This is a genomic window from Hyella patelloides LEGE 07179 (assembly GCF_900659865.1).
In the GTDB taxonomy this organism is placed as follows: Bacteria; Cyanobacteriota; Cyanobacteriia; order Cyanobacteriales; family Xenococcaceae; genus Hyella; species Hyella patelloides.
The window spans coordinates 1-24488 of record NZ_LR213858.1; the positions used below are offsets into that span (position 1 = coordinate 1).

Here is a 24488-nt window from a genome sequence, read left to right on the forward strand (position 1 = left end):
TTGTGCGATTCGTTGAAGCTGCGAAGCTCTAGAGACTAGAGAAGTAGAGGCTTCCAGGTGATGACGGGGAGAAAACCGTATGTAGCCTGAACTAATGGACAGATGTGGGTTAAAGTCCCACCATCTAAGAGATAGGTGACTCCTTACCTGGCACTACTGAGTAGGCTCGGAATCCTACAGGGTAAAGCGTGCAACAGGACGCAATCAGAGCTAAAACAGATAGGCACACTGGCGTTAATGGGGAGATGTCACGGGTAAACAGGTTCTATAAAAGTGTCTCAGCCTTAAGCCACAATCTGAATAACAAATGTGGACTTCGTTACCGCTTATTCTCGCAGCATCCTAGACCTAATAGCTGCATCTCCGAGAAGGTAACAGGCAAAATGAACCGCCCTAAAACATCAGTCAATCTGACCATTGGAACGAATAAAAACGTAGCACCAGGTCTGGGGAGTTGTAAACCTCAGTAGGATAGACGAGTATCGGAAACCCTGGCTAAGGGTAGGATGAGGCGTAATTGCCAAAAGGAAATCAGAAAATGTTCAATCGAGTAGAACAGGAATTATGACGCATAGCGTAAGTTATAGCGATGATTGGGAATTTATCGACTGGAAGAAACTCCAGAAGATACTATTCCGACTACAAAAGAGAATATTTAAAGCAGTTAGAGAAGGAGACAAGGCAAAAGCTAGAAGACTTCAAAAACTCGTTCTTTCTTCCTACGCAGCAAGGATGCTAGCAATTAGGCAAGTAAGCCAGTTAAACACTGGCAAGAAAACCGCAGGAATTGATGGAGTCAAATCTCTAACTTTTAAGCAACGTTTCAATTTAGAAACCACGCTAAAGCAAGAGTACAAAACTTGGAAACATCAAGGTCTAAGAGAAATTCCCATCCCTAAAAAGGATGGCTCAATCAGACTACTAAAAGTTCCTACCATCGCGGATAGAGCATGGCAATGCCTTGTCAAATATGCCCTAGAACCAGCACATGAAGCAGAATTCCACGCTAAAAGCTATGGATTTCGACCAGGACGAAGCACACACGATGCTCAAAAAGTCCTGTTTAACAATCTAAGAAGCTCAGTCAACGGAATAAATAAACGAGTCCTAGAAATAGACATCGAAAAATGCTTCGACCGCATCAGCCACAAGGCAATCTTAGACAAAGTAATCTCTCCCAACTTTGTTAAAACGGGTTTGACAAGATGCCTAAAATCAGGTGTCAGCCCAGAGTTCCCTGAACAAGGAACGCCCCAAGGTGGGGTTTGTTCGCCATTATTAGCCAACATCGCGCTAAATGGTATTGAAAAGATAGGGGAATTCAAAATTAAGAATGGAAAGATAATCTCCAAATGTATAAGATACGCGGATGATATGGTTTTTATACTAAAACCAGAAGATAGGGCTGATGAATTACTCGCCAAAGTTGAAGAATTTCTCGCTGCCAGAGGAATGAATGTAAGCCAAAAGAAGACAAAAGTAACAGCCTCAATAGATGGATTTAACTTCCTCGGATGGCGTTTTTACGTCCAGAAGAACAACGAAAAATTTAGGAGTACCCCTTCAACGGAAAACTTCAAAGCTTTTCGCTCTAAAGTTAAAAAAATCGTTAATAACTCTAATTACGGTGCGGAAACAAAGGTGCATAAGCTAGCACCCATCATCAGAGGATGGAGATATTATCATAAATACTGCAAGATGGACGGCTCAAGGTTTAACCTATTCGGTTTAGAAGATAGAACCCGCAAAGTGTTCCTAAAACAGAAAACCATCGGACGACACCAGGCAGTAAAAATGGTGAGAACAGCCTTTCCTAAAGTCAGTTTTTCAGAGAACAAATTCGTTAGTGTCAAAGGGAATAAATCTCCCTTCGACGGTGATTTAGTTTATTGGTCAAAGAGAAACAGCATACTTTACGACGGGATGTTAGCAACAACACTTAGAAAACAAAATCATTCGTGCGGATATTGTGGGTTAAAACTCCTCCAAGGAGAAAAAGTAGAATTGCATCATATTGATTGCAATCACAATAACTGGGAATACAAGAATCTCTTGGCAATCCACAGAAGTTGTCACCACTATATACACATGAGCAACAGTCGTAAAGACTAAGATTTTCGGAAGCTGGATACACGGAAACGGGTACGTCCAGATTTCACAGAGAGGGGCGAGAGGTAATACTCTCCCTCGACTCTACCTAGACCCATTACCAAACGATAACCCACCAGCAGCAACAATTAAAAACGGACTAGCCAACAGTGAAATAACTCACCAGGAGAACTTTTGGTAATTTTCCCCTCAGCCTGACGCACGCAACTGCGCCAGTCACTCAAAGACGTTAAAAACACTTCTGCGCCGAGATAAGTTTCCAAAATCGCCCAATCTTCAGCCAGAGGAGCTTCAGGATCGAGAACATCAAAGATCAAGTATCCTCCTGGTTTCAGAACTCGTTTGACTTCAGCCAGAACCCGTTCCCAGTAATCGAGAGGATAGTAACAACTCCAGCCAGTAGCGATCGCCCCATCAAATAAGTTATCTTCGTAAGCTAAGAGATGAGGAGAACCTAGTTTCACCCCACGAAACAATTTGGAATTAAGTTGTGGCGCACGACTCATGAGGATGTCCCTTGCGGTAGTACTAACTTCCTGTCCGTAAAAAAAAGCATTCCATTCGTACCAAGGATAGATTAAAAAACTCAAACCGCAACCAATATCTAACCAAGCTTGCTTTTTTTTGGGAGTTTTTACTTCCCAAAAGGGAGAAACAATTAGGTTTTGGAGAGTACCCCCTTGCCATTGGTCAAAAAGAGAAAGAGCTTGGACTTCTGAAGGAAGAGAGAAATTTTCTTGACGATATTCGCGTTCAAATCTTTGAGTTGTATTTTCCAGAGCAGTACGCCAGTGGGGTTTAAAATCTTTTGGTAGAGGAGAAGAAGCTAAATTGTGTTGTTCTGAATCTGATTTGCGCTTTGCCAAAGTGTTTGCTTCCCGATCTTTGCTATATGTAAGGAATTTTTCGTATCTAAATCCAATAAATATTGATTATTGAACAAGTAATAACTTTACTTATCATACTTAAACTTACACTAAAATTACTCGCTCTTTTGATAATCGGATTTAGATTGTGTAATAGTTATAGCCGTAAAAGTTGTTTTGTTCACGCTGTTGTTTTTTTAGGGCAATCGCTTTTTTCTGTGACATAATTGATAAATAGATTTTTTCGCTGTAGATGGTTGCTGCCATCTATTTTTTTGTCAACACGGGAGTGGAATAGCGCAACAGCCTTGCAGGAGGGTTTCCCGACCCAGAGGACTGTTGTAAGACAGCTTCTGACCGAGAGCATTTCCTCCCGTCAACTAGCTATAGACTCTAAGCCTATAGCTTGTAGCCTATAGCTTAGAGCTTTTGGTCATCTATTTTTAGCTTCCTTCAGATTTTGCTTTGATTTCAGGATTATTTTCCAGAAAATTCTCGAATTCTTCTAAAGTCTCACAAAAAGGATATCCGGGCTTATCGCTTGTTTCTTGGTTTAGTTTTTCAAAAAAAACTTCTCAAGCTTCTGCATTATTGCGATCGACTTTTAAATGGTTTTTCAACTCTTTTCGAGTCATCGCCTCATAATTTGTTTTACTCATGATAAAAAATTTGGTATCTGATTGAGAAAGAAAATTTTAGAGATGGCTTACCTTTTGAAACTCTAAAAGCAATTGAGGTAGCTTTAGAGACTAGCTTTGGAGTGAATTTTGATAATTTAAAAATATGGCTAATTGATGAAACAGTTTAAACAGGTTTGCTAGCCTACCTGCGAAATGTCCGTTTTCTGCCTAATTTGCCGTCACCAAAACGATTGGTGACGATTTCTCCAGTCTAAATTGCGATCGCCGATGACTCCTGGGTTGCGTAACCGATCTCTCTGCTTTTAAGGAGAAATTTTAGGCTTTTCCGATGAAGAGTTTTTAGTTTCAGATTCGCTCTAGACTATAAACGCTAAAAACTTTACTTAGTAGCAATAATTGTACGATGACGAGGATCGCTAGCTACAGTAGTTTGATAATTAAAACCAATTTCTTGTAAAGCTTTTTCTACATTAAAAGTATAGTAATCATCGCTCCAGGGTTCGGTACTCTTCATGAGAGTAAACAATACAGGAGGTAGATTTTGAATTACGGTCGAACTAGGGTTATTGTCAACAATGGCAATGACTCCATTGGGGCGTAAGATGCGCTTGATTTCCCGAAAAATAGCTTGACTCGCATAACGGGGTAATTCATGAATTACGTACTGCAAAGTTACTAAATCAAAAGAATTATCAGCAAAATTGGTTTTTTCGGCGTTGCTGTGAATCCATTTGATAGTGTTTTTTGTATCTCTTGTAGTAGCCACTGCCAACATATAGGGAGATAAATCTAACCCCACAGTATTGACTGGTGTAACTTGTTTCGCACTGTAGTAATCATGAAGCGTTGTGGTCGAGATACCAACAGAACAACCTAGATCTAAAATATCTGTAATTGGGGTAGGGGTATAAGACTCTAATACTTGATGAAAACTACTGCGTAATCTATTTTGAGCAGCTTCCCAAGTTAAACCAGGTTCATTTTTCCAAACTCGCAACCCCATAGATTGAGTGGCCGATCCTGCTTCAAAAGCAGCTTGCCAACATAAGTTCCCTTCATCATAAGCATGAAAGGGTACACAATAGTAATCAGGATATTCTACATCAAGATTTGCGATCGCATTATATAATTCTTGTACTCCTGATTGGGCTAACTCTTGGCGGTTTTTGCGCCAGGGGATACCATTTTTTTCTGCGGTTTTAATAAGTACCTGTCTTGCTTGGTATTTCATTAAGCTATATACAGGTTTGATTTGAATCAACAGATTGACAAACCGAGATAATAAATCATTCCCAGCCCAGTCTGGCTTGAGTTTATCAGTATTTGCAGTCACAGTGTTTTTTGCTATTTTGTTTCACCAACTAGAATCTATTAAACAATATCATGAGAGACTGTTTGTAAATAAAGTATTAAGCGACTTGTTGTTAATTAAAATGTCCTGTTTTGACGTAGATTAGACAGCCTTCTTTACTAAAAGGAGTGTGAATACTCCCATGAGGATTACGAATCCAAGTTCCTTGAGGATAAGTTCCATATTCATCCTCAAAAACTCCTTGAATCACATAAATTTCTTCTCCACCCCAATGACTATGGCGTTGAAAAACAGTTCCAGGCTGCCATTTAACGAGGGCAACATTTTCTGTGCTATAAGTATGCAGTTAGATTCAGCTTTAGTTATATTGATTGCGTCCAGCCATCACACCACCATCTACATCCCAGATAGCTCCAGTAACCCAATTGGCTTTATCAGAAAGAAGGTAAGCAACCGCTTCGGCAACATCCTCTGGAGTTCCGACTCGACCAATGGGATGGAAACCGTTGAATCCTTGTAGAGCAGAATGTACTTCTTCTTTGGGGATAAAACCTTGGTAAATTGGAGTTTCCACCACCGCAGGAGATACTGCATTTACTCTAATGTTATGTTGTGCTAATTCCATTGCTAAATGCTGAGTCAAAGAATGCAAGCCAGCTTTAGCCATCGAGTAAGCTGACGAAGGAGTTGCCTCTACAGCTTGTTTTGCCCACATCGAACCAATATTAACTATTGCTCCAGGTTTGCCATTGTTAATCATATTTTTGACAATCGCCTGAGTAATCAAGAAAGTTCCTTTATTAATATCTAGATACAAGTCATAATCACTTTCTTCGTAGTCGATAAAAGATTTGGGCAGAAAAACCCCTGCTGCATTAACCAATAGAGTAGCATCACTATGATTTGTATTAATGCGATTAATTAAGGCATTTCTTTGCTGTATATCTGAGATATTAGCTAATTCGCCAACTACACTCCCGAACTTACTGAGTTCGTTAACTGCATCACTAAGTTTAGGTTGACGAGAGCCGATTATCACAGCCGTACCTCCAGCGAGCAGAATAGCTTGAGCAATAGCTTTGCCGATTCCGCTTGTGCCACCAACAACGATGATTTTTTGTTCTGTAAATGCTTGAGTCATGATAATCTCCATAAATTTAAAATAATTCTATCTACTAGAAGGTAGTTATTAGAGTAAAAAAAATTACTTGTTTCCCAGTTTCTCTTTCAGAAATCCCTCTGTAATCAGATCAAAAGCTTCAACACTATTGTCTGCTGCGCGAGCGAGTAGTTGAGATCCCTGTAGCATGGCAATTATGGTTTTTGCTTCAAATTCGACAGATTGGACACATTGCCATGCTTTTGCTTCAATGCCACGTTGCAAAAGTTTGGCTAACCAAGATTCGGTTGCAGCAAAAAAGGTTTGCAGTTCGGCTTGAATTTCTGAATTTAAAACTACAAAATCTGCTGTCAACATTCCACACAAGCAAATTTGATTTTCCTGTAAACCATCTCGGTATAGATTCACAAATTCTCTCAATTGCTCTTGGGGTGTAATTTCTTGTTGCTCAATCTGAAAACACTTACGTGACAAAATTTCTCGGTATCGTTTAACTAATTCTTTTACCAAATCATCTTTTGAGGGAAAGTGGTAATGAATGCTCGCTTTACGAATACCTATTTGTTTCGCAATGTCTGCGTAACTAAAGGCACTATAACCTCGGTTTCGCACCATTGATTGAGCGGTATCTAAAATTTGTTGAGCAGTGTTTTGTTTCATGAATTTATTCTACTTACTGGTAGGTAAAATGTCAACCACAACACAACTTGGCAATTTTACCGAAACGAGCGTAAAGAGAGTAAGGTAAAAATGAAATCTCCATAAATTAACATGAGCGATGACTCCCGAAGGTTTGAGTGCCGAAATCAATGAAATAATTTGCATCCAAATTAAGTTCTTCTGCGTATACAGATATAGTGGTTATTTATTTTAATTGTTCATGAGCAGTAAACCCTTAAATATCCAATAAGAGGATTGGATCGAAAACGAATGTTAGTTACAAATTTTTTATCCCAAATACCTATTTTTGATTTAGCTAGCAAGAGCGTGACTAGAAAACCATTAGATTCATGGAAAATAAATAATGCCGATCTAAGTTGCCAGACTGATGAAGAAATTTTTGCTGCATTTACCAAAGGAGATGTCTCTGCTTTAGGAACAATATACGATCGCTATGGATTGTTAGTTTATCGTTTGATTTATCGAATGTTAAATAATATTCAAGAGGCAGAGGATCTAACTCAAGAGATTTTTCTCAATTTACAAGTAAAGCCAAAATTTAATTCGCAACGGGGTTCTTTTTATACCTATCTAATGATGGTAGCGCGATCGCGTGCTATTGACCGTCTGCGCTTGAAGCGTTCTCAAGGACGTTTTTGGCAAGATATCGGAAAATCAAAAGACTCTGTGGAAGAACAAAAATCTCATACTCCGATGGAAGTAATTTCTTTCAGAGAAAGATCGGCTAAAGTACAAAATGCTTTAAAGCATTTATCTCGACCACAACGACAAGTTTTAGAACTGTGCTATTTTGAAGGACTGAGTCAATCAGAAATCGCCAAACGTTTAAATATTCCTTTAGGAACGGTGAAATCTCATAGTCGTCGAGGACTTTTACAACTCAAAAAAAATTTACATCATTCCCATTTAATCTAGTCAGAGATGAGTAATAATTCTCAACCGCATAATTTGGAAGAAATTTTAGCGGGATATGTTTTAGGAGACTTGGATGAGGCTGAGCTTATCTGGCTTAATAAGCAGTTAGCAATTAATCCTGCCCTGAAAGAGCAGATTGCCCAACTAAAGGCAACTTTTACCCTAATGCCTTATGGTTTATCCGAAGAGATTCCCAAAACTGATTTACGCAGCCAGATTTTAACTAAAGCTCAAGCCCAATCTCGTAGCTCTCAACCCAATCGCTGGAGTCGGATTATTAGTACTGTGACTGTATTGAGTACTTTGTGGTTAGGTTTTAATAATTACAATCTACGTCAACAAATAGCTACGGGAAAAACTCAACTACAATCGCAACAAGAATTAATTGCTTTACTGCGTCAACCCAATAATCGCTTGGTAACTTTCCAAGGACTAAATGATGTTGTCACTGCATCAGGAAGTTTATTTATCTCTCCCGAAAAAAAGAAAGCTGTTTTGGTTTTACAAAATCTCGAACCATTACCAGGTAATCAAGTATATCGCTTATGGGCAGTATCTCAAAAGCAAAAAATTGGCTGTGCTAATTTTATCCCTAACGCTGAGGGTACTGTTCATATAGAAATATCTTCTGATGAAGCTCTGATGAATGCCAGTTCTGTTTTAATCACTATTGAACCTAGAGCAGATACAACAGAGCCTCTAGGAAGTGAGATTTTGACTGGCTCTTACCCAGCGATTTAACATTATCAAACTTAAAAACAGTATGAAAAAATATCCTCGCGTGGTTATTGTGGGGGCTGGTTTTGGCGGTTTACAAACAGCGCGGTCGCTTGCGAATAAAGAGGTGGAAGTAGTTTTAATAGATCGCAATAACTATAACACTTTTATCCCTCTACTCTATCAAGTGGCTACGGCTCAATTAGCTCCCGAACAAGTTGCCGTACCAATTCGGACATTACTTCGCAGAGCTGCTAATACTAAGTTTTTGCGAGCAGAAGTCACACAAATAGACTTTGTGGCTCAAGAAATTAAAACTGATATTAATACCCTGAGCTATGATTTTTTGGTTTTAGCTACTGGTAGTCGCAGTCAATTTTTGAATGTTAGTGGGGCAGAGAAATACACTTTTCCTCTGAAAACTCTCAATCAAGCGATTAGGCTTCGCAACCATCTCTTAAGCTGTTTTGAACAAGCTGCGGTAACGAATAATCAGATTGAGCGATCGCAATTATTAACTATTGCCATAGTAGGAGGTGGTGCTACAGGAGTAGAATTAGCTGGCTCTTTAATCGAATTGATTACTAATTCTCTGCGACGAGATTATCCCCAATTAAATCCCCAAGAAGTTAGGGTATTGCTATTACAATCTGGCGATCGCCTTTTTCGAGAATTTCCTCAACCGCTAGGAGACTATACCGCTAAAAAGCTGCGTCGTTTGGGAGTAAAAGTAATGCTAGGGTCAAAAGTGGTTGCTGTTTCCCCTGAAGGTTTAGAACTTGATGATGCGACTAAGATTGCTACATCTACTGTCATTTGGGCGGTAGGAGTTGAGGGCGCAATTCCTCGATGTTTTCCTTTCCCCGAAAAAAAACAACAAAGACAAATCAATGTTCTACCAACTTTACAATTAATAGACCATCCCCAAGTTTTTGCCATTGGTGATTTGGCACGCATACCTTCTCATCAGAAGTCTTTGTCTGGGGTTGCACCAGAGGCTTTACAACAAGGCGTTTATGTCGCTAGTACCATTAGAAGACAGATTCAGGGTAAAAGAGTTAAACCTTTTAAATACTTCAATAAAGGAAGATTAGCAATTATTGGCTGTTATTCAGGAATTGGACAAATTGCTGGTTTACCGCTCAAAGGCTTTTTACCTTGGTTGTTTTGGCTAGCTGTTCATGTAGTCTATGTTCCCGACTGGCGTAATCGCCTGATAATTTTTTTGACTTGGTTACATAATTATTTAATCGGCGATCGTCCTTCCCGTTTAATTTTATAGTAATTCCCAATAGAAACCACAAGTTACTTGGTAGGGGCGAACGGCCTTTCGCCACTACTTTTTATCCCTCATCCTGTCTTGGTCAGCGACGCGCGAGTGTTGACGGGACGCAGGGTCGCACTTCTCAATAACTAACTGTTAACTAACTATTCACTGAAAAAAAGGAGATTTACCAATGAAAACTAATACTCTGTCTAACAGCAAATTTCAAACTTATGCTTTATTAATTTTACGGATTACTTTAGTCGCTGTTTTCCTTTATCACGGATTACCAAAAGCAATTTTTTGGTCAGCAGCAGCAGAAAAATTTGTCGGGTTTGGATTACCTGGTTTTCTTGGTCCTATAACTGGTATTACTGAAGTAATACTTAGTGTTTCACTTTTATTTGGTCGTTTCTGGCGAATTAGTAATTTAGTATTAATATTTATTATGGCTGGAGCAATTGCTACAGTACAGTTACCAAAATTTCTTGCCGATACTTCTCAAGTTGCAGGTTTAGAACGCGATTTATTAATGATAGTAGGACATTTAGCTTTACTGGCTTTTAATCCTAAAGGAACATTAGCCAAAGAAACTCAGAGGGAATACCAATCCTCAGAAGTAAATTAAAATTAGCTCGCTTGCCATTAGCTGTAGGCTATAAGCTTGAATCGCTTGAGACGAAGGAGTTGACAAGCGAACCTGCGGTGCAAAAGAAGCGGAATTTGTAATCCGTTTACACCCGTCACATCTTCGTGTTTATCCCCATCGCATTTGGGGGCAAAGGAAAAGCCCTAAAGGACTCGGCTTCGCCGTCGCGCGAGTGTTGAACCTGGCTTAGAGGAGGGGCTGTCTCTTGGGGATACGCCCCTGGAGCTTAAAGCTTTTAGCTAATTAAAGCTAAAAATTAGGGAAGTGGGGAAGAGCGGGAATTGGGGCGTAATTATTCCTCTTTTTCTTCTCTAGCTAGATAGACAAAGAATTAATAAAGTAATAATTAATAACCATTTGAAGGACTTTATTTTTTGCTAGTTTACTCTATTCTTCTGGGTTTATTGTCCCATAATCATAAAAGAGGGAATAAGCAAAAAAGGCTTATCCGAACAGTATTGATTAACCACTAACCATCAACTAATCAAACTCCCCTTTAGGAATAGCAGCAATTAACTGGCGAGTATATTCAGTTTTCGGACTGCGATAAATTTCTTCTGCGGTGTCTATTTCTTCAATGTTTCCCTGATTCATGACCAGAATCCGATCGCTCATAAATTTAACAACGCTCAAATCATGAGAAATAAAGATATAGGTTAAACCAAATTCTTCTTGTAATTCTTTTAAGAGATTTAATACTTGTGCTTGAACGGAAACATCTAGAGCAGAAACCGATTCATCACAGATAATAAATCGGGGATTCAAAGCTAATGCGCGGGCGATACAAACCCTTTGTCTTTGTCCTCCAGAAAATTCGTGAGGATAGCGATTTTGCATCTGGGGATTTAAACCAACTCTTTCTAAAAGGTAAGCAACTCGATTTTTACGCTCTTTACCATTATCTGTATTATGAACTTTCATCGGTTCAGCGATCGCTTTTCCAATAGTCATGCGAGGATTAAGAGAGTTATAGGGATTTTGAAAAATAATTTGGATTTCTCTTCTTACAGAACGCATTTTGCGATCGCCTATAGCAATCTGAGCCAAGTTTTTTCCTTCAAAGATAATGTCTCCCCCCAAGCTAGGAATGAGGCGTAATATAGCTCTTGCAAGGGTAGATTTTCCGCAACCAGATTCTCCGACTAAACCCAAAGTTTCTCCTGGATAGACATTGAAAGAAATGTCTTTGACTGCCATAAAATAGTCTTGAGTACGCGCAAATACACCTTTGATGGGGAAGCCTACCTGCAAATTTTTAACTGATAATAAAGGTTCATTATCTAGTAATTGGGACAATCTTGTTTCTTGTTGTTCTTCTGTAACGATATCCTCTTCCATGCTGGCTAAATCAGCATCTTTCTCTTGAATAATTGGTTTACCATCATCTGCGATGGTAACTGTCATAAAATCGCTGACAGTGGGAAGAATTTGTAACTTACGATCTATGCGAGGACGACAAGCCAATAAACCCTTAGTGTAAGGATGTTGGGGATTTATAAAAACCTCTTCGATCTCTCCTGTTTCTACCACTTCACCTCGATACATTACCACCACAGTATCTACTAACTCTGCAATCACGCCTAAATCATGGGTAATAAAAATTAGCGACATCCCCCGTTGAGAGCATAAATCTCTTAATAGATCGAGAATAGTCGCCTGTACGGTAACATCTAAAGCAGTAGTCGGCTCATCCGCAATTAACACCCTGGGATTACAAGAAATTGCCATGGCAATAGTAACGCGCTGTAGCTGTCCTCCTGAAAGCTGATGAGGATAGCGTTTTAAAATCTCTTGTTTTTGCCCATTTACATAGCGCGTAATTACTTTGTCGCTATTTTCCCTTGTTTTATCTGTGTAAGCTTCCCTAAGCTCTCGATCGCTCGGTAATAAACGCACTTCTTGTAAAAGAGCGATCGCTTTTCTCTCCGCTTCTGTTTGGCTGATATTTTGATGCTGCAAAATCGCTTCGATAATTTGAAAGCCAATGGTAAACAAAGGATTTAAAGCACTCATTGGCTCTTGAAAGATCATGGCAATTTCTCCACCACGATACTTGCGTCTGGTTTCAGAATTAACCTTAATTAAATTAACTGGTGGGCTATCTGTTTCGGGATTTAACCATATTTCCCCCTCTGTCACCTTGCCAGGAGTGGGAATTAAACCCATAATACCTAAAGATGTCACTGACTTACCAGAGCCAGACTCGCCGACAATTCCTAGCTTTTCCCCCTTCTTGAGAGTCAAAGTTAAATCATCAACCGCAATTATAGGCTGATTCTCTGTAGTAAATTGTACTTGCAGATTACGGACATCTAGAACAGATTCACTCATATTTAAAATGGTAACCACCTCAATACTTTAACAAAACTCCAGAAAAACTTAAGATATAGAAATATCTGTAATATCTAGGAAATTTTTAAAAGTTCCATCTGCTACTGTATGGGAAAATAATAGTACGGTTTGTTGCTCTTTGCTCCTTGTTCTTTGCTGTTGGAGTTTTTGAACCTCAGAGAAAAAAATCCCTATATTTGTCCTTTCATACCCCGATTCACCAACGCTAGTTAATAGTTTTTTTGCAGCGATTGATATCAAGCAATTTTGCATATTTTAATTGTTTATTTCCTATTTCAAGTTAAATTAAAAGTTAGAAAGATTTAAAAAAATGCAGGGTTCTAAATGGCAACCAAAACAAGGAGTTACTAGACATTCAGGAAATCCCATTACATCAGAAATGGATTTTTTTGCTTCACCATCTCCTGAAATTGGCACAATAACCCTCTTCTGTCACTTTCCGAGAATTAAACTATAATGAAAAAAGTTCTTGTGGGTTGTGAGGTAGAGAGGGTAATGGATGTAGAATTACAAATTCTCAAACATTTGAAGCGAGATGCTCGACCAACAGTTTCCATTATCGATCAATATTGCTCTGCTTATAATGACTTGTTTTCTGATGTAAGAAGTTACGAATGTTTCAAATATTTACATCAAGGAATTGTTTCACCAATTAAAAGAAAATCATTACCTGAAATAGCCAAAGTGGTGGGAGTATCTTCACCCCAATCATTACATCATTTTTTAGCCAATTCACCTTGGTCAGAAGAAGAATTGAGAACCAGAAGACTCAACTTAACTCATAAGGCATTGAAAGACCAACCAATCACATTGATAATTGATGAAACAGGAGATCGAAAGAAAGGAAAGAAAACAGATTATGTAGCAAGGCAGTATTTAGGCAGCGTTGGCAAAATAGATAACGGCATCGTCACGGTAAACGCCTATGGAGTTTATAAAAATATTACTTTTCCTCTAATGTTTAAAGTCTTTAAACCTAAAGGAACATTAAAAGAGTCAGACACTTACAAAACGAAGATTGAGTTAGCATCATCTATTGTTACCGAGCTAATAGAATTTGGATTTAATATTGATTTAGTATTAGCTGATAGTTTGTATGGAGAAGCTAGTTCATTTATTAGAACATTAGACCAACACAATCTACCTTGGGTTTTCCTAAAGGATACCGCTTCGCATATAGCAATTAGAAGTAATCATGGTGTCTGGCTGTCTCCCCAACAGAGAGTTAGAGCTAACAAGTGGTGTAAATTCAAGAGAACTTTTAGCGACCAAAAGTCAGAAATCAGATACATCAGAGAAATAATTTATGGCAAGAGAAATTATAGAACTTATTGGGAAATAACTACCGATACTGAAACTATGCCCGAAAATTCAACATCATTTGTGATGACCAATATTCAGTCCTCTCGAAACAAAATGAAGAAAATTTTAGGCAATCTATATGGATTAAGAACGTGGGTAAAGGATGGATTTCGACAATGCAAACAAGAATTAGGCTGGACTGATTATCGGTTTACTAATTTCAAAGAGATTAATAGGTGGTGGGAAATAATTTTTTCGGCGTACTGGATGGTTAGTTGTTCTTCTAAGGTTTTTTGTGAGCTAAATCAATCTCAGACTTTATCTACTTCCAAAATTCAAGACCAAAAATTTATTCCTAATTTCAATCTTCATCAACAATGGTCAAATCAAGAAGGATGGAAAACTACTTTGAATAACCTACGTTTAGTTATTCAACCAACAATTATCTTCTGGATGATTATTCCCTGGTTAGATTTTTTTCCCAATCGCTCTTTATTAGTTGGTTTTCATCGGCTTCTGGCTATCATGAATCAATTTTATTTTTCTTTTCCTGATGGATAAATTTGGTTTTTACTACTCCTAAATCTCGGAAAGTGACAGAAGAGGGATATACTACAGTGAGAAAGGAAATCCGCAAGATCGAGATTTGTGGCATTTTGCTGACTCAGCAGAAGCAGCTTGGAGTAGCTATTGCTTGAAAAACTTGAGTAATCAGTTAAAAAAACTAGGCTATGTAGAATTTCCTTTAGTGGGAAATCCGAGGTCGGTTCGTGTTGGTATGGGTTTTCTTGAGTTTCTGCTGAAAGATCATTCTACTCAGCGTGTAGCAGTATCAGATATGAAAAATATTTCTTTGGGACGAGGTGTTTTTCGCTTTAACCATAAAGATGCTGGCTGGTTTGGTAAAGGTAATTATTCTTTTTCTTATGCCAAGCTTCCCAATGCAAGACTATTTCTTATCTGTTTAGATCGCTTAGTAGGTATTAGCTGGAGTTAAAATTAATTCACTTACCTAAAAGATTATCAATTGCTAGAGATGTTTGAGCAATTAAATTAACATCAATACTTGTTTGATATTCTTGATAATTAGCAATTTCTTGGACAATTTTTGTAATATCAGCATTACCTTTTCTTGCACCCAATCCATTAAGAGAACATTCAATTTGCCTTACACCAGCTACTACGCCAGCTAAGGAATTCTCTACAGCTAAACCTCGATCTTCATGACAATGAACTGAAAAGATAGCGCGATCGCTATTGATGACATTATTAACAATTTGTGTAATCAAATCTGAAAACTCGTTAGGGTCTAAAGTACCAAAAGTATCAGGAATACAAATAGTTTTCGCACCACTAGTAATTGCTGTTTCTATAGCTCGATAAAGAAAATAGCGATCGCTTCTAACCGCATCAAAAGCCGACCATTGTATATCATCACAATAATTCTTGGCTAAGGTAATACTTTGATTAATTTGTTCTAAAATATCTTGATAATTTAGCTTTGATTGATACTTAGTATTAACATTAGTATAAATATTAATTCTTCCTCTCATAGCATTTTTAATTGCTTCTCCTAAAGTTTCAATTTCTGGCTTATTTGAACCAGCTAATCCACAGATAACTGATTGTTTAATAAGTGGCGAAATTGCCTTCAATTCTGCAAAATCTTTTGAGTTAACCCCTGGATAACCTACTTCGATAATATCAACTTTACTCCCTTCTAAAAGTTTAGCTATAGCTATTTTTTGCGAGAGATTCATGGTAATATTTGGCATAAGTTCACCGTCTCTCATAGTGGTATCAAAAATCAGAACTTTTTGTCGATTATTACTCATCTACTTAATAAAACCTCATTACCTATAGCCCCACATCTGCTGGGTCAGTGGAAATAACAAAATCATCATAATAGGTGTAGGATTCTTTGTCGGGATACCAGCCACTATCACTTCCACCATGGAAATTACTAAAGTAGAGTGAATCAATACCACTTCCATTGTTTACAAACTGCAAACCGTCAATGTTGAGTACCTGTTCGCCGTCCATCCAAACCTCTATCGAGCCATTTTTCCGATCGCCCTCATTAATCTCTACGCGCTGAGTAAGTTCATGCCATTTTCCTGCTTCAAAATAGACAGGTTGACCAGATTCGTCCTCGAAATAAAAGCTCTCTCCCCATTGTTCGGGTCGATCCATATGATAGACATATAGCTTGGCTCTGCCGTCTTCATCCCACATATATCTGATGGTAAATCCATTTGAGCCATTACTGGTTTGACCCCCACTCAACCAGCCGTCTGAACTGGAAAGACCAGGTAATTTACCACCGCTATGGACATCACCATTGAAGTCATAATCTTCTTCAAATTTAACTTTATACGATAAGTAGTACTCATCTTCTTCAGGTAATTCCCACGCAGCACTACCTCCTGACGCTTTGTCAGGGCTATGGGTAATGCGGAGAGAATTATTGCCAGAATAAGCTTCTTCGTTGGTAATTGCAGCGAAATTGGACATTTTATCGTCTTCTGACCACTGCACATTCCAATCCTTTTCTTGGGCAGTGCGATCGTAAACCGTGCCATCGGAATGAACTTCAAAGCTTTGGTAAATGGCGTTAGAGCTTAGTTGGTTTGCACTAATGAATAAGGCGATCTGTAATATCGAGAATAGGATTATCATAAGTAATAGATAAAATAGTACTACCTTCTTTTATTCAAATCTAAATCGATCCATGACATCTAAACTATCAAATATTGAGTGGGTAATTGAACGCAGCAAAATCATTGATGTCATTGTAGCGATTGCTAATGCAATGGATAATAAAAACTGGCAGAACCTGCGAAAATATTTAGCAGACGAGATTCATGTTGATTATTCGGAATTTAGAGGGGAATTACCACAGCAAATTACGGCAGAATCATATATTCAAAAGCGGGCAGAGGGGCTAACTGGGTTAAAGACTCTGCATATTAGTACTAATCATGAGGTGGCAATTGTAAGGGCGCATCCCCCGAATCGAATTCGGGGGCTTGTGTCGCCCGTCAAAGATTATGCCCAGTGTAGATCGGCTTATCGTATTTATAGATTCGATCCTACTGATGAATCAAGGCAAGAGCGACTGGATACAGCAGGAAATTATGAGCATCAGTTAATTCGAGTTGATGGAAAGTGGCGAGTCACCGCAATTAAGCAAACTGTAGTAATGATGAGTGGCAATCGTCGAGTACACAGAGGGCTACAATAATCATAATTGTCTTTTTAATCGTAATCGTTCACTCACCGCAAAAAGCGATTATCAAAACTTTCTACCCAAGGTAAAAACTAGGCGTTGATGAAGCGAATCTGGTACTATGACGATCGCTTTTAGGATGTTATTAGCAACCAGTAATTATTTTAACTATGGGAATTCTTCTATTATTTCGATTACATTTAAACATTGATTGAAAACTGCTCGCCGTATTGACTACCCAAAATTATAATCAAAAGTCATCTTCAAGATAACTAGGTAATTCAAGATAGTAGTAAGAGCAAGTTCTATATCAGGAGAAACAATTGTGAACAGTAAAATGCAAGATGCTTATGCTTTAAGTCGCCAAGGAGTTGATAATCTGCTAGTATTTGCTCGTTTATTAGGTTATATACGCTATTTTCATCCCAGCGATCGAGCAGCAGAAGCAAATTGGGAACAACTAGCAATTACGGGTATTCGCTCTGTAGAAACAGCTAAAGAACCAGTGATATTAATTCAGAAACTCAAGGCAATTTTTACCCCCATTGCGCCTACAGTTCGTATTTTTGCGACTAAAGAATCGTCAACTGTATCTCAAACATTGCAGCAGCCAGCAAACAAAGCCTCATTGCAATTAGTTGCCTGGGAGCATTATGGTGTAAAAGGAGACGGAGAAGAAGATTATAGTATTTATCATAGTAAACGAGTTTATTGGAATGGGGAGCAAAATCAAATTACTGATGAAGTAATTTCAAGCTATCAGCCGTTTAAAGCCGATTTAGGAAGTGGAGTTTCTTGCCTAATTCCGTTGGCATTGTTTGCCAAGAATGGTAAAACACTTCCTCATATTCCTAAAACAAAAGCTGCCAATTCCATAGATTATTCTATAAACGAGCGCGCTACCCGTTTAGCAGCAGTCATTCTTGCTTGGAACGTTTGGCAACATTTTTATCCTTACTTTGATGTAGTAGCTGTAGATTGGTTAGAAGAACTTCAAACTGCTTTAAAATATGCTGCAACCGATAAGGATACTGCTGCTTTTAATAAGACTCTGCAACGCTTGGTTGCCAAACTAGAAGATGGTCATGGCAACGTTTATTTGCTGAATCAAAACACCAGCGATCGCTTTACTTTACCTTTTACCTGGGATTGGGTTGAAGACAGCCTAGTAATTACCTATGTTCTGCCAGACAGTGAAATGGATTTACATCCAGGGGATGTGGTTTTGAAAATCGATGGAGTGCCAGCAGCAGAAGTAATTAGCGACCGCGAGCAATTGATCTCAAGTGCTACTCCCCAATGGAAGCGCGATCGAGCTTTGGGAAGGATGCTTGAAGGGGGAGAGGCTACTTCTGTAGAGTTAGAAGTAAGATCTATTGGAGGAGGAATAAAAACAGTTGTTGCTCGTCGTCACATTCTTTATGCTCCTGAATCTGGCTTTTCACTGCCATTATTTTGGCAATGGCGAGATGAACAACTAATTATTACCTCTGTAATCACAGAAGCAGCAGGAACAATTAAGCCAGACGAAATTGTGTTATCCATCGACGGACAGCTTGGACAAAAAGCGATCGCCCAGCAAATAGAGTCACTTTCTCAACAGTTTCCTGATTGGTTTCCGAGTCAGCCAAAACAAGATCGGATAAGAGATGCACTTAAAGAGTTAAACAATGGGACTAAAGGTTCTACCGTTTTGTTCCAAGTGCGATCGCCATATGGAGAGTCTCGCACTGTAGAATTATCGAGAACATTACGAGTTTGGGATCGAAAAGAGCCTCGTCCACCAAAAATTCAGCAACTGCGATCGGGAATCATCTATATAAATTTCGAGCGAATCAACGATTTGGACTTCCAGCAAGCATTACCATTGTTAGAATCTGCCACAGGAATCATTATCGATCTGCGTGGCTACCCTAAAGTTTCTACAAATCCGATCGGACATTTAATTGATGAACCCGTTACCTCTGCAAGATGGCACATTCCGCAGGTAAAGTATCCCGACCGCCAAAAGCTTGATTTTGATTTTTCTAACTGGAGTATCGAACCCAAAAAACCCAAACTTAAGGCTAAAGTGGTTTTTCTGACTAATGGCAGTGCTATTAGCTATGCAGAAACTTATCTAGGCATCATCGAACATTACCAGCTTGCCGAAATTATCGGACAACCAACAGCAGGTACAAATGGTAACGTCAATGAGCTAATTCTTCCAGGCGGTTATCTAATTTGGTGGACGGGAATGAAGGTACTCAAACATGATGGTTCTCGGCATCACGGTGTAGGTATTTTGCCTACTGTCCCAGTAGAGCGAACAGTTAAAGGAATTGCCGACAAACGTGATGAGTTTTTGCAACGAGCTATTGAGATTGTTAGTGTTTAATCAAAAATTTTCAACCAGGCGATGGGGGTAAGTTTTTCAGGAGAATTATTATCTAGGTTGTCCAAGCCTTGAAAAGCTCATTGGAGATCGTTTTTCTAGTCAGTTGGTTGTTTATAATTGGCTCATTGATTTTTCTCTTGGTATATGAAGTACTTCTACACAATGGACTACCATCTTTCACAATAGAAAATTTTACAAGCGATCGCGAGCTTGTCTTTTTAAATTATTGATTGTTACGATAAAATCTGGGTGTCATTCCTGTCATTTGACGAAAATATTTACCCAAATGACTTTGACTATTGAAACCACAGTCTAAAGCTACATCGGCGAGCGATTTATCTGCTTTTTTGAGCAACCTTTTAGCGAGTTCGACTCTTTGCTGCATTACATACTGGTGAGGAGAGATTCCTGTAGATTTTTTAAATAGTCTGCTGAAATGAAATCGGCTGATTTCGAGGTATGTTGCTAAGTCCTCTAATTTGATAGATTGGGTGAGATGATCGTTAATATAATCTGTTACCTGCAAAATTTGGCGATCGCTCAATCCTCCTTCATAGGTTTTGATCCTGGGTTTAGTTCCAGAATAATCTCGTAATAAATTTACAATCAAGGCATTGGCTAGAGATTCAATGTAAAGTGCTCCAACTCCATTGTTACCTTGATGCAGTTCGGCTCTCAACATCATTGCCAACTGTTCTATTTTATCGTTACGGACACAAAACTCTGTAACTAATTCTAGACGAGTAGGATCGCAATTAATGACTTCGGTGGCAATTTGTTCTAAAAACTGAGGGGAAGTTGTGATTTGTAAATAAGCATCTTCACTATAAGTTCGATAAGAACAATGAACTTGAGCTGGTGCAATCGTAAGATCTCCTTTAGTATATAGTCCTACGTGAGTGCGATCGCCTAAGGTTTGCCAAATGCGATTCGGTCGAGTTCCTAAACACAAACAAATCGTATGTTCTTTATGTGTTCCAGATTCCACTGACCCTGGTGGTTGCTTAAATTCTTCCACAACAATAGATTCCCAACCTAGATCTTGGCTAGAAACTATTGGTGATTGGATTTGGCTATCTTTTATATTCAAGATTTCAACAAGTGATTTTTGTGATGAGCTTCCCATAGATAAATTAAATTAAGCCTGATTGATAACTCGCAGCAAGATTTTGATAAAATTGTGCAAGATTTAAATAGCTATTCAAGTTTGAGTTACTTATTCTGTAAATTGTAACGATTTGATTGACACAACTTAACAAGTACAAAAATTTCTTAAAATATGGTTAATTCGCCCATAATAATCCAGAAGGCAAAAGAATACGATGTAGAGCAAATAGTTAATTCAATATTGCTTGCCTTTAGTGCGGATCCCGTACTGCGTTGGATGTATCCTTCCCCACAGCAATATCTTAAAAATTTTCCTAACTTTGTCAGAGCTTTTGGCGGTAAGGCATTCGATGCCGAAACTGCCTACTACACCGACGGTTATTCAGGTGCTGCTCTTTGGTTGCCCCCTCAAAGTAAGCCTGACAACAATGCAATAGGTGTTTTTTTTGAGCAAACGATATCTCAGCACCAGCAAGAAGAAGTCTTCGCCTTGTTTGAGAAGATGGTTTCTTACCACCCTGATGAGCCTCATTGGTACTTGGCAATTTTTGGTGTAGAGCCAAATCAACAAAAAAAGGGATATGGTTCGGCATTAATGAAGCATACACTAGCTATAGGCGATCGCGATAAGAAAATAGCCTATCTCGAATCTTCTAGTCTGAAAAGTGTTCGATTTTATGAAAAGCATGGGTTTGAAGTAATCGGCAAAGTCCAAGTTGGTGAATCACCGACAATCTTTCCTATGGTGCGCGATCGATGATAGTTCTTGATGTGACTGAGGTTCTTGGTTCAACGAGTCCACTCTATTTAAATATCTAAACCAAGTAAAATACAAAACGATTGAAAGCAGAATAAATATTACTGTAAGAGTGCCGAAACTATCCCAACGCTTCATCATAAAAGTAATTCCCATCATGAATAAAACCAACTGCCAGGGAATGGCAATAAATGTAGAAAGCAGATCGCGACGATTTTCATTTTGAATTGTCTGCTGAAGATCATCGGGGAGTTTTTTGCCCACAATTCCCCAAAAACCAAATGGTCTGGTAACTTTGTAGAAGTTATCTAGTACTTTTAAATCGGTTGGTTCGGTTAAAAATGTGCCAATAATGCAGCCAATAAATGAGGAAATACTAGGGATGAGAAACAAAGCATATTCTCCAAACTGGGGTCGATCTAAACTTGGTATTATCAATACTTTGCTTAGTATGGCTGCTAAGATTCCCGCGATCGTACCAACAGCAAATCCATAGCCATTAAAACGCCACCAATACCATCTCAATACTAATGGAATTGATAATCCCACACCTAATCCCAAGGTAAGCCATCCCCAAATTTCGTTGATATTTTTTATCTGGTAACTCAATAGCACTCCTACTATGACAATGACAACAGATGCCAAACGACTCTGCATTAAGAGTTGCTGAGGAGAAGCTTGAGGATTTAAATATGCTTGATAGATATCTTTTACCCAGTAAGCAGCACTAGAGTTGATAATAGAGTCGAAAGTAGACATCGCTGCGGAGATAAAACAAGCTATTAACAATCCTTTAATCCCTATCGGCACATATTCCGCAATTACCGTGGGTAAAATCAATTCTGGGTCAGCTATGACACCTTGAGTTGCGCCGTAATGGATACCCAACATCGCAAAAGCAGTTACCACAGGCCAGCGAAATGAAAGTAAAATAATCCACAATAGGGAAAGTAAGCCTGCTTCTTGATCGCTTTTAGCTGCAAAGTAACGTTGAACTAAATAGCCTTTACCACCACCAAACCCTTCCAGCAAAACTTTGAGAAGGTAAAAGAAAATTATGCCACCGAATAAATTAAAGATTGCATAGTCTCCTGGTAAGTCTAGAGTTAATGATGGCGAAATACTACTCCAGTCGGCAAAGTTCCACTGCTGTAGTTCAAAACCTTCGCCAACAGGAATAGAAACTGAAAATGTTTCGGGGATAGTTGCGATCGAGAACGCCAAAGTACAAATATAAATTATGGCGACAAAAATCAAAACGCCTTGAAAAACATCAGTCCAAACAACACCGTAAAAACCACTTACTGTAGTGTATGTCAAAGCAAAAACAATCAGTGGAATCGAAGCAAGTTCACCATTAATGCCGAGAAATTCTCCTAAAAACTTACCTCCTGCAACGGTAAAATAACTTATCTCCCCCACAGCAAGTATCAAAGTGGCAACAGTACTAATAATCCGTGCTATTTTTCCTTCTCTTCCTTCCCCAAAACGGAATATGCACCACTCAGCTAACGTCATTACTTGAGCGCGTCGATTCCATTTACCCATAAAAACCATCATAATCGCCATGATTAGAACTACTCCACCGCGAATTTCGATAAAAAATCCTTTTGCACCCACGGCATAAATCAAAGCGGTAATAATCATCGTACCCGCCAAATCGGTATTCGATGCCATTCCCGAAGCACCCAAAACCCACCAAGGGAGATTGCGGTTTCCTAGAAAATAGGAATCAATGCCCTCTCTAGCTTTACGTTCGAGAAAAATTCCTAAGATTACTGTAGAAATTAAGTAAACAATGATAATTAGATAATCAATAGTAGCAAGCTGCATATATTTTCAAACTCATTGGAGATCGATTGTTATAAGCGTTAGCTTAGGACGAGTAGTTCATTGAAGACTCGTAACGGGTGAGCGAAAAAATGATTTAAAATTATGAATGATAGTCAATTTCAGTAAATAAATATGCATCCCATACTAAAGGTTGATATCGCACAATTAAGTGTATCCGAGCGAATACAACTAGCTGAGGATCTATGGGATAGTATTGTTGCTGAAAGTAATACAGATGAATTTCCTTTGAGCGAAGGTCAAAAACAAGAATTAGATAGACGTTTAGAAATATATCACCAAAACCCTAGTCAAGGTTCAACCTGGGAAGAGGTTAAGCAAAAACTGGGTTTTGATCAATGAAAATGTAGAAAGACATTATGGTAAATAATATTAATGAGTATTTCTTTGACTCCTGAATTAGAGCAATTTATCCAAAGTCAAGTTGCAAGCGGTAAGTATGCTTCGACTGAAGAAGTGATTATTGCAGGTATTAAACTGCTTGAGGAAAGGGAAAAGATTTATCAAGGTAGGTTTGAGGAATTGAAGCGAGAAATTGCAGCAGGGGTTGAAGCTTCCGAACGTGGGGAAGTTATTGATGGGGAGATAGTTTTTCGTCAACTAGAGCAGAAATTACAACAGTTCTGTAGGGTGGGCAGATGATAACAAGTAAGTCAACGAATTTTCGCTCACCCGATCAAACTGCCCACCTTACTTCTATATTAAAGATATTAATCAAATTTTGGGGATTTTAACGAATGCAGTTAGGCAAAATTAGCCGTATTTAAGTAATATGAAGTCCGTTAAATCAATTCCAAAAAACTTGATATCGCAACTTTTTCTAAACTCTCGCAAAGTCAAGGACATGGCTTTTGAGGCAGCAATTCTCATTATGAAAATGATTATCAGTATTTGACAAATTTGAGATGACTAAAAACCTAATTCTTTCGCTCTCAGATTGAATTTTGCTCTTTTATTTCTGATTTAAGTTCTTGCGTTTTCATACTACATAAAGATTTCAAACAACCAAGCAGCCAAAACTAACCTAATTATTCTAGTTTCTAAAAATTAGGAGATTTTTTAGAGATAAATGCTGATTTTTTTGAGTTATTCTTAATTTTTTTATTTCCTGTTTTAACTTGTATTAACTGCCTCTCTTTCATCTCCTTCTGTTAAAATAAATATGAATAAATCATTCCAACTTTGAAACCATATATAGTTTAATAAAGCTCGTATATCGTTAAAGAATCTCTTTCTTGT

Annotated in this window: 24 protein-coding genes and 1 pseudogene; 13 read left to right on the plus strand and 12 right to left on the minus strand. The window is 38.4% G+C overall.

Annotated elements, in window-relative coordinates; genetic code table 11:
* Positions 1–564 precede the first annotated feature (564 nt).
* A complete protein-coding gene (locus tag H1P_RS15470) occupies positions 565–2112 on the plus strand; it encodes a reverse transcriptase domain-containing protein (RefSeq protein WP_222427072.1) in 1548 nt (515 codons plus the stop codon).
* A 125-nt stretch (positions 2113–2237) separates the two neighbouring features.
* Here H1P_RS15470 and H1P_RS15475 read toward each other — a convergent pair whose 3' ends face one another.
* The 6 genes and pseudogenes from H1P_RS15475 to H1P_RS15495 form a co-directional block, all read right to left on the minus strand.
* Positions 2238–2975, minus strand: coding sequence for a class I SAM-dependent methyltransferase (locus H1P_RS15475; RefSeq protein ID WP_144868721.1), 738 nt, complete (start codon positions 2973–2975; stop codon positions 2238–2240).
* Positions 2976–3550: 575 nt separating this feature from the next.
* Complete coding sequence (locus H1P_RS39855; protein WP_425461536.1) at positions 3551–3634, minus strand: DUF6887 family protein; 84 nt, start codon at positions 3632–3634, stop codon at positions 3551–3553.
* Positions 3635–3995: 361 nt separating this feature from the next.
* Positions 3996–4949: a class I SAM-dependent methyltransferase gene (locus tag H1P_RS15480; RefSeq protein WP_186375988.1), complete on the minus strand. Its 954-nt coding sequence runs from the start codon at positions 4947–4949 to the stop codon at positions 3996–3998.
* A 91-nt stretch (positions 4950–5040) separates the two neighbouring features.
* Positions 5041–5274, minus strand: a pseudogene (locus tag H1P_RS15485) (cupin domain-containing protein); the annotation flags it as partial.
* Between the two features lie 12 nt (positions 5275–5286).
* On the minus strand, positions 5287–6069 hold the full coding sequence (locus H1P_RS15490) for an SDR family NAD(P)-dependent oxidoreductase (RefSeq protein ID WP_144868724.1): 783 nt from the start codon (positions 6067–6069) through the stop codon (positions 5287–5289).
* Positions 6070–6132: 63 nt separating this feature from the next.
* Positions 6133–6708, minus strand: coding sequence for a TetR/AcrR family transcriptional regulator (locus tag H1P_RS15495; RefSeq protein WP_144868727.1), 576 nt, complete (start codon positions 6706–6708; stop codon positions 6133–6135).
* Positions 6709–6978: 270 nt separating this feature from the next.
* Here H1P_RS15495 and H1P_RS15500 point away from each other — a divergent pair, with 270 nt between their 5' ends.
* From H1P_RS15500 to H1P_RS15515, 4 genes are all read left to right on the plus strand, one after another.
* Positions 6979–7644: a sigma-70 family RNA polymerase sigma factor gene (locus H1P_RS15500; RefSeq protein ID WP_144868730.1), complete on the plus strand. Its 666-nt coding sequence runs from the start codon at positions 6979–6981 to the stop codon at positions 7642–7644.
* A 6-nt stretch (positions 7645–7650) separates the two neighbouring features.
* Positions 7651–8385: an anti-sigma factor gene (locus H1P_RS15505; protein WP_144868733.1), complete on the plus strand. Its 735-nt coding sequence runs from the start codon at positions 7651–7653 to the stop codon at positions 8383–8385.
* 22 nt (positions 8386–8407) lie between these two features.
* Positions 8408–9643 carry an NAD(P)/FAD-dependent oxidoreductase gene (locus H1P_RS15510; protein WP_144868736.1) on the plus strand — a complete coding sequence of 412 codons (1236 nt, stop codon included), beginning with the start codon at positions 8408–8410 and terminating at the stop codon, positions 9641–9643.
* A 175-nt stretch (positions 9644–9818) separates the two neighbouring features.
* Positions 9819–10253, plus strand: a complete 435-nt coding sequence (locus H1P_RS15515; protein ID WP_144868739.1) for a DoxX family protein — start codon at positions 9819–9821, stop codon at positions 10251–10253.
* 501 nt (positions 10254–10754) lie between these two features.
* Here H1P_RS15515 and H1P_RS15520 read toward each other — a convergent pair.
* Together H1P_RS15520 and H1P_RS15525 are read right to left on the minus strand one after the other, a co-directional pair.
* Complete coding sequence (locus H1P_RS15520) at positions 10755–12605, minus strand: ABC transporter ATP-binding protein (RefSeq protein WP_144868742.1); 1851 nt, start codon at positions 12603–12605, stop codon at positions 10755–10757.
* A gap of 48 nt (positions 12606–12653) precedes the next feature.
* Complete coding sequence (locus H1P_RS15525; RefSeq protein ID WP_144868746.1) at positions 12654–12878, minus strand: hypothetical protein; 225 nt, start codon at positions 12876–12878, stop codon at positions 12654–12656.
* A gap of 58 nt (positions 12879–12936) precedes the next feature.
* On the opposite strand from H1P_RS15525, the gene H1P_RS36145 reads away from it, so the two are divergent.
* The 3 genes from H1P_RS36145 (at position 12937) to H1P_RS15535 (ending at position 14925) form a co-directional block, all read left to right on the plus strand.
* Positions 12937–13083, plus strand: a complete 147-nt coding sequence (locus H1P_RS36145) for a hypothetical protein (RefSeq protein WP_186375989.1) — start codon at positions 12937–12939, stop codon at positions 13081–13083.
* 38 nt (positions 13084–13121) lie between these two features.
* Positions 13122–14489, plus strand: a complete 1368-nt coding sequence (locus H1P_RS15530) for an IS701 family transposase (RefSeq protein ID WP_144868783.1) — start codon at positions 13122–13124, stop codon at positions 14487–14489.
* 85 nt (positions 14490–14574) lie between these two features.
* Positions 14575–14925: a hypothetical protein gene (locus tag H1P_RS15535; protein WP_144868748.1), complete on the plus strand. Its 351-nt coding sequence runs from the start codon at positions 14575–14577 to the stop codon at positions 14923–14925.
* 7 nt (positions 14926–14932) lie between these two features.
* Here the strand turns inward: H1P_RS15535 and H1P_RS15540 are convergent, their stop codons facing one another.
* On the minus strand, positions 14933–15763 hold the full coding sequence (locus H1P_RS15540; RefSeq protein WP_144868751.1) for a beta/alpha barrel domain-containing protein: 831 nt from the start codon (positions 15761–15763) through the stop codon (positions 14933–14935).
* A 22-nt stretch (positions 15764–15785) separates the two neighbouring features.
* Complete coding sequence (locus H1P_RS15545; protein WP_144868754.1) at positions 15786–16607, minus strand: polysaccharide lyase; 822 nt, start codon at positions 16605–16607, stop codon at positions 15786–15788.
* A 52-nt stretch (positions 16608–16659) separates the two neighbouring features.
* On the opposite strand from H1P_RS15545, the gene H1P_RS15550 reads away from it, so the two are divergent.
* The gene (locus H1P_RS15550; RefSeq protein ID WP_144868757.1) at positions 16660–17172 is read left to right on the plus strand and encodes a nuclear transport factor 2 family protein; all 513 of its coding nucleotides are present in this window, start codon (positions 16660–16662) and stop codon (positions 17170–17172) included.
* Positions 17173–17482: 310 nt separating this feature from the next.
* A complete protein-coding gene (locus H1P_RS15555; protein WP_144868760.1) occupies positions 17483–19534 on the plus strand; it encodes a S41 family peptidase in 2052 nt (683 codons plus the stop codon).
* 223 nt (positions 19535–19757) lie between these two features.
* Here H1P_RS15555 and H1P_RS15560 read toward each other — a convergent pair whose 3' ends face one another.
* Entirely contained in the window at positions 19758–20660 is a 903-nt protein-coding gene (locus H1P_RS15560) for a helix-turn-helix domain-containing protein (protein WP_144868763.1), read from the minus strand.
* A 153-nt stretch (positions 20661–20813) separates the two neighbouring features.
* Between H1P_RS15560 and H1P_RS15565 the strand changes: the two genes are divergently transcribed.
* Positions 20814–21401 (plus strand): GNAT family N-acetyltransferase, encoded by a 588-nt coding sequence (locus H1P_RS15565; protein ID WP_144868766.1) that lies wholly within the window; start codon positions 20814–20816, stop codon positions 21399–21401.
* Here H1P_RS15565 and H1P_RS15570 read toward each other — a convergent pair.
* Complete coding sequence (locus H1P_RS15570) at positions 21366–23231, minus strand: sodium:solute symporter family transporter (protein WP_144868769.1); 1866 nt, start codon at positions 23229–23231, stop codon at positions 21366–21368. The genes H1P_RS15565 and H1P_RS15570 overlap by 36 nt on opposite strands.
* 132 nt (positions 23232–23363) lie before the next feature.
* Here H1P_RS15570 and H1P_RS15575 point away from each other — a divergent pair, with 132 nt between their 5' ends.
* Together H1P_RS15575 and H1P_RS15580 are read left to right on the plus strand one after the other, a co-directional pair.
* Positions 23364–23591 (plus strand): addiction module protein, encoded by a 228-nt coding sequence (locus H1P_RS15575; RefSeq protein ID WP_144868772.1) that lies wholly within the window; start codon positions 23364–23366, stop codon positions 23589–23591.
* 33 nt (positions 23592–23624) lie between these two features.
* Complete coding sequence (locus tag H1P_RS15580) at positions 23625–23891, plus strand: type II toxin-antitoxin system ParD family antitoxin (protein WP_144868775.1); 267 nt, start codon at positions 23625–23627, stop codon at positions 23889–23891.
* Positions 23892–24488 lie beyond the last annotated feature (597 nt).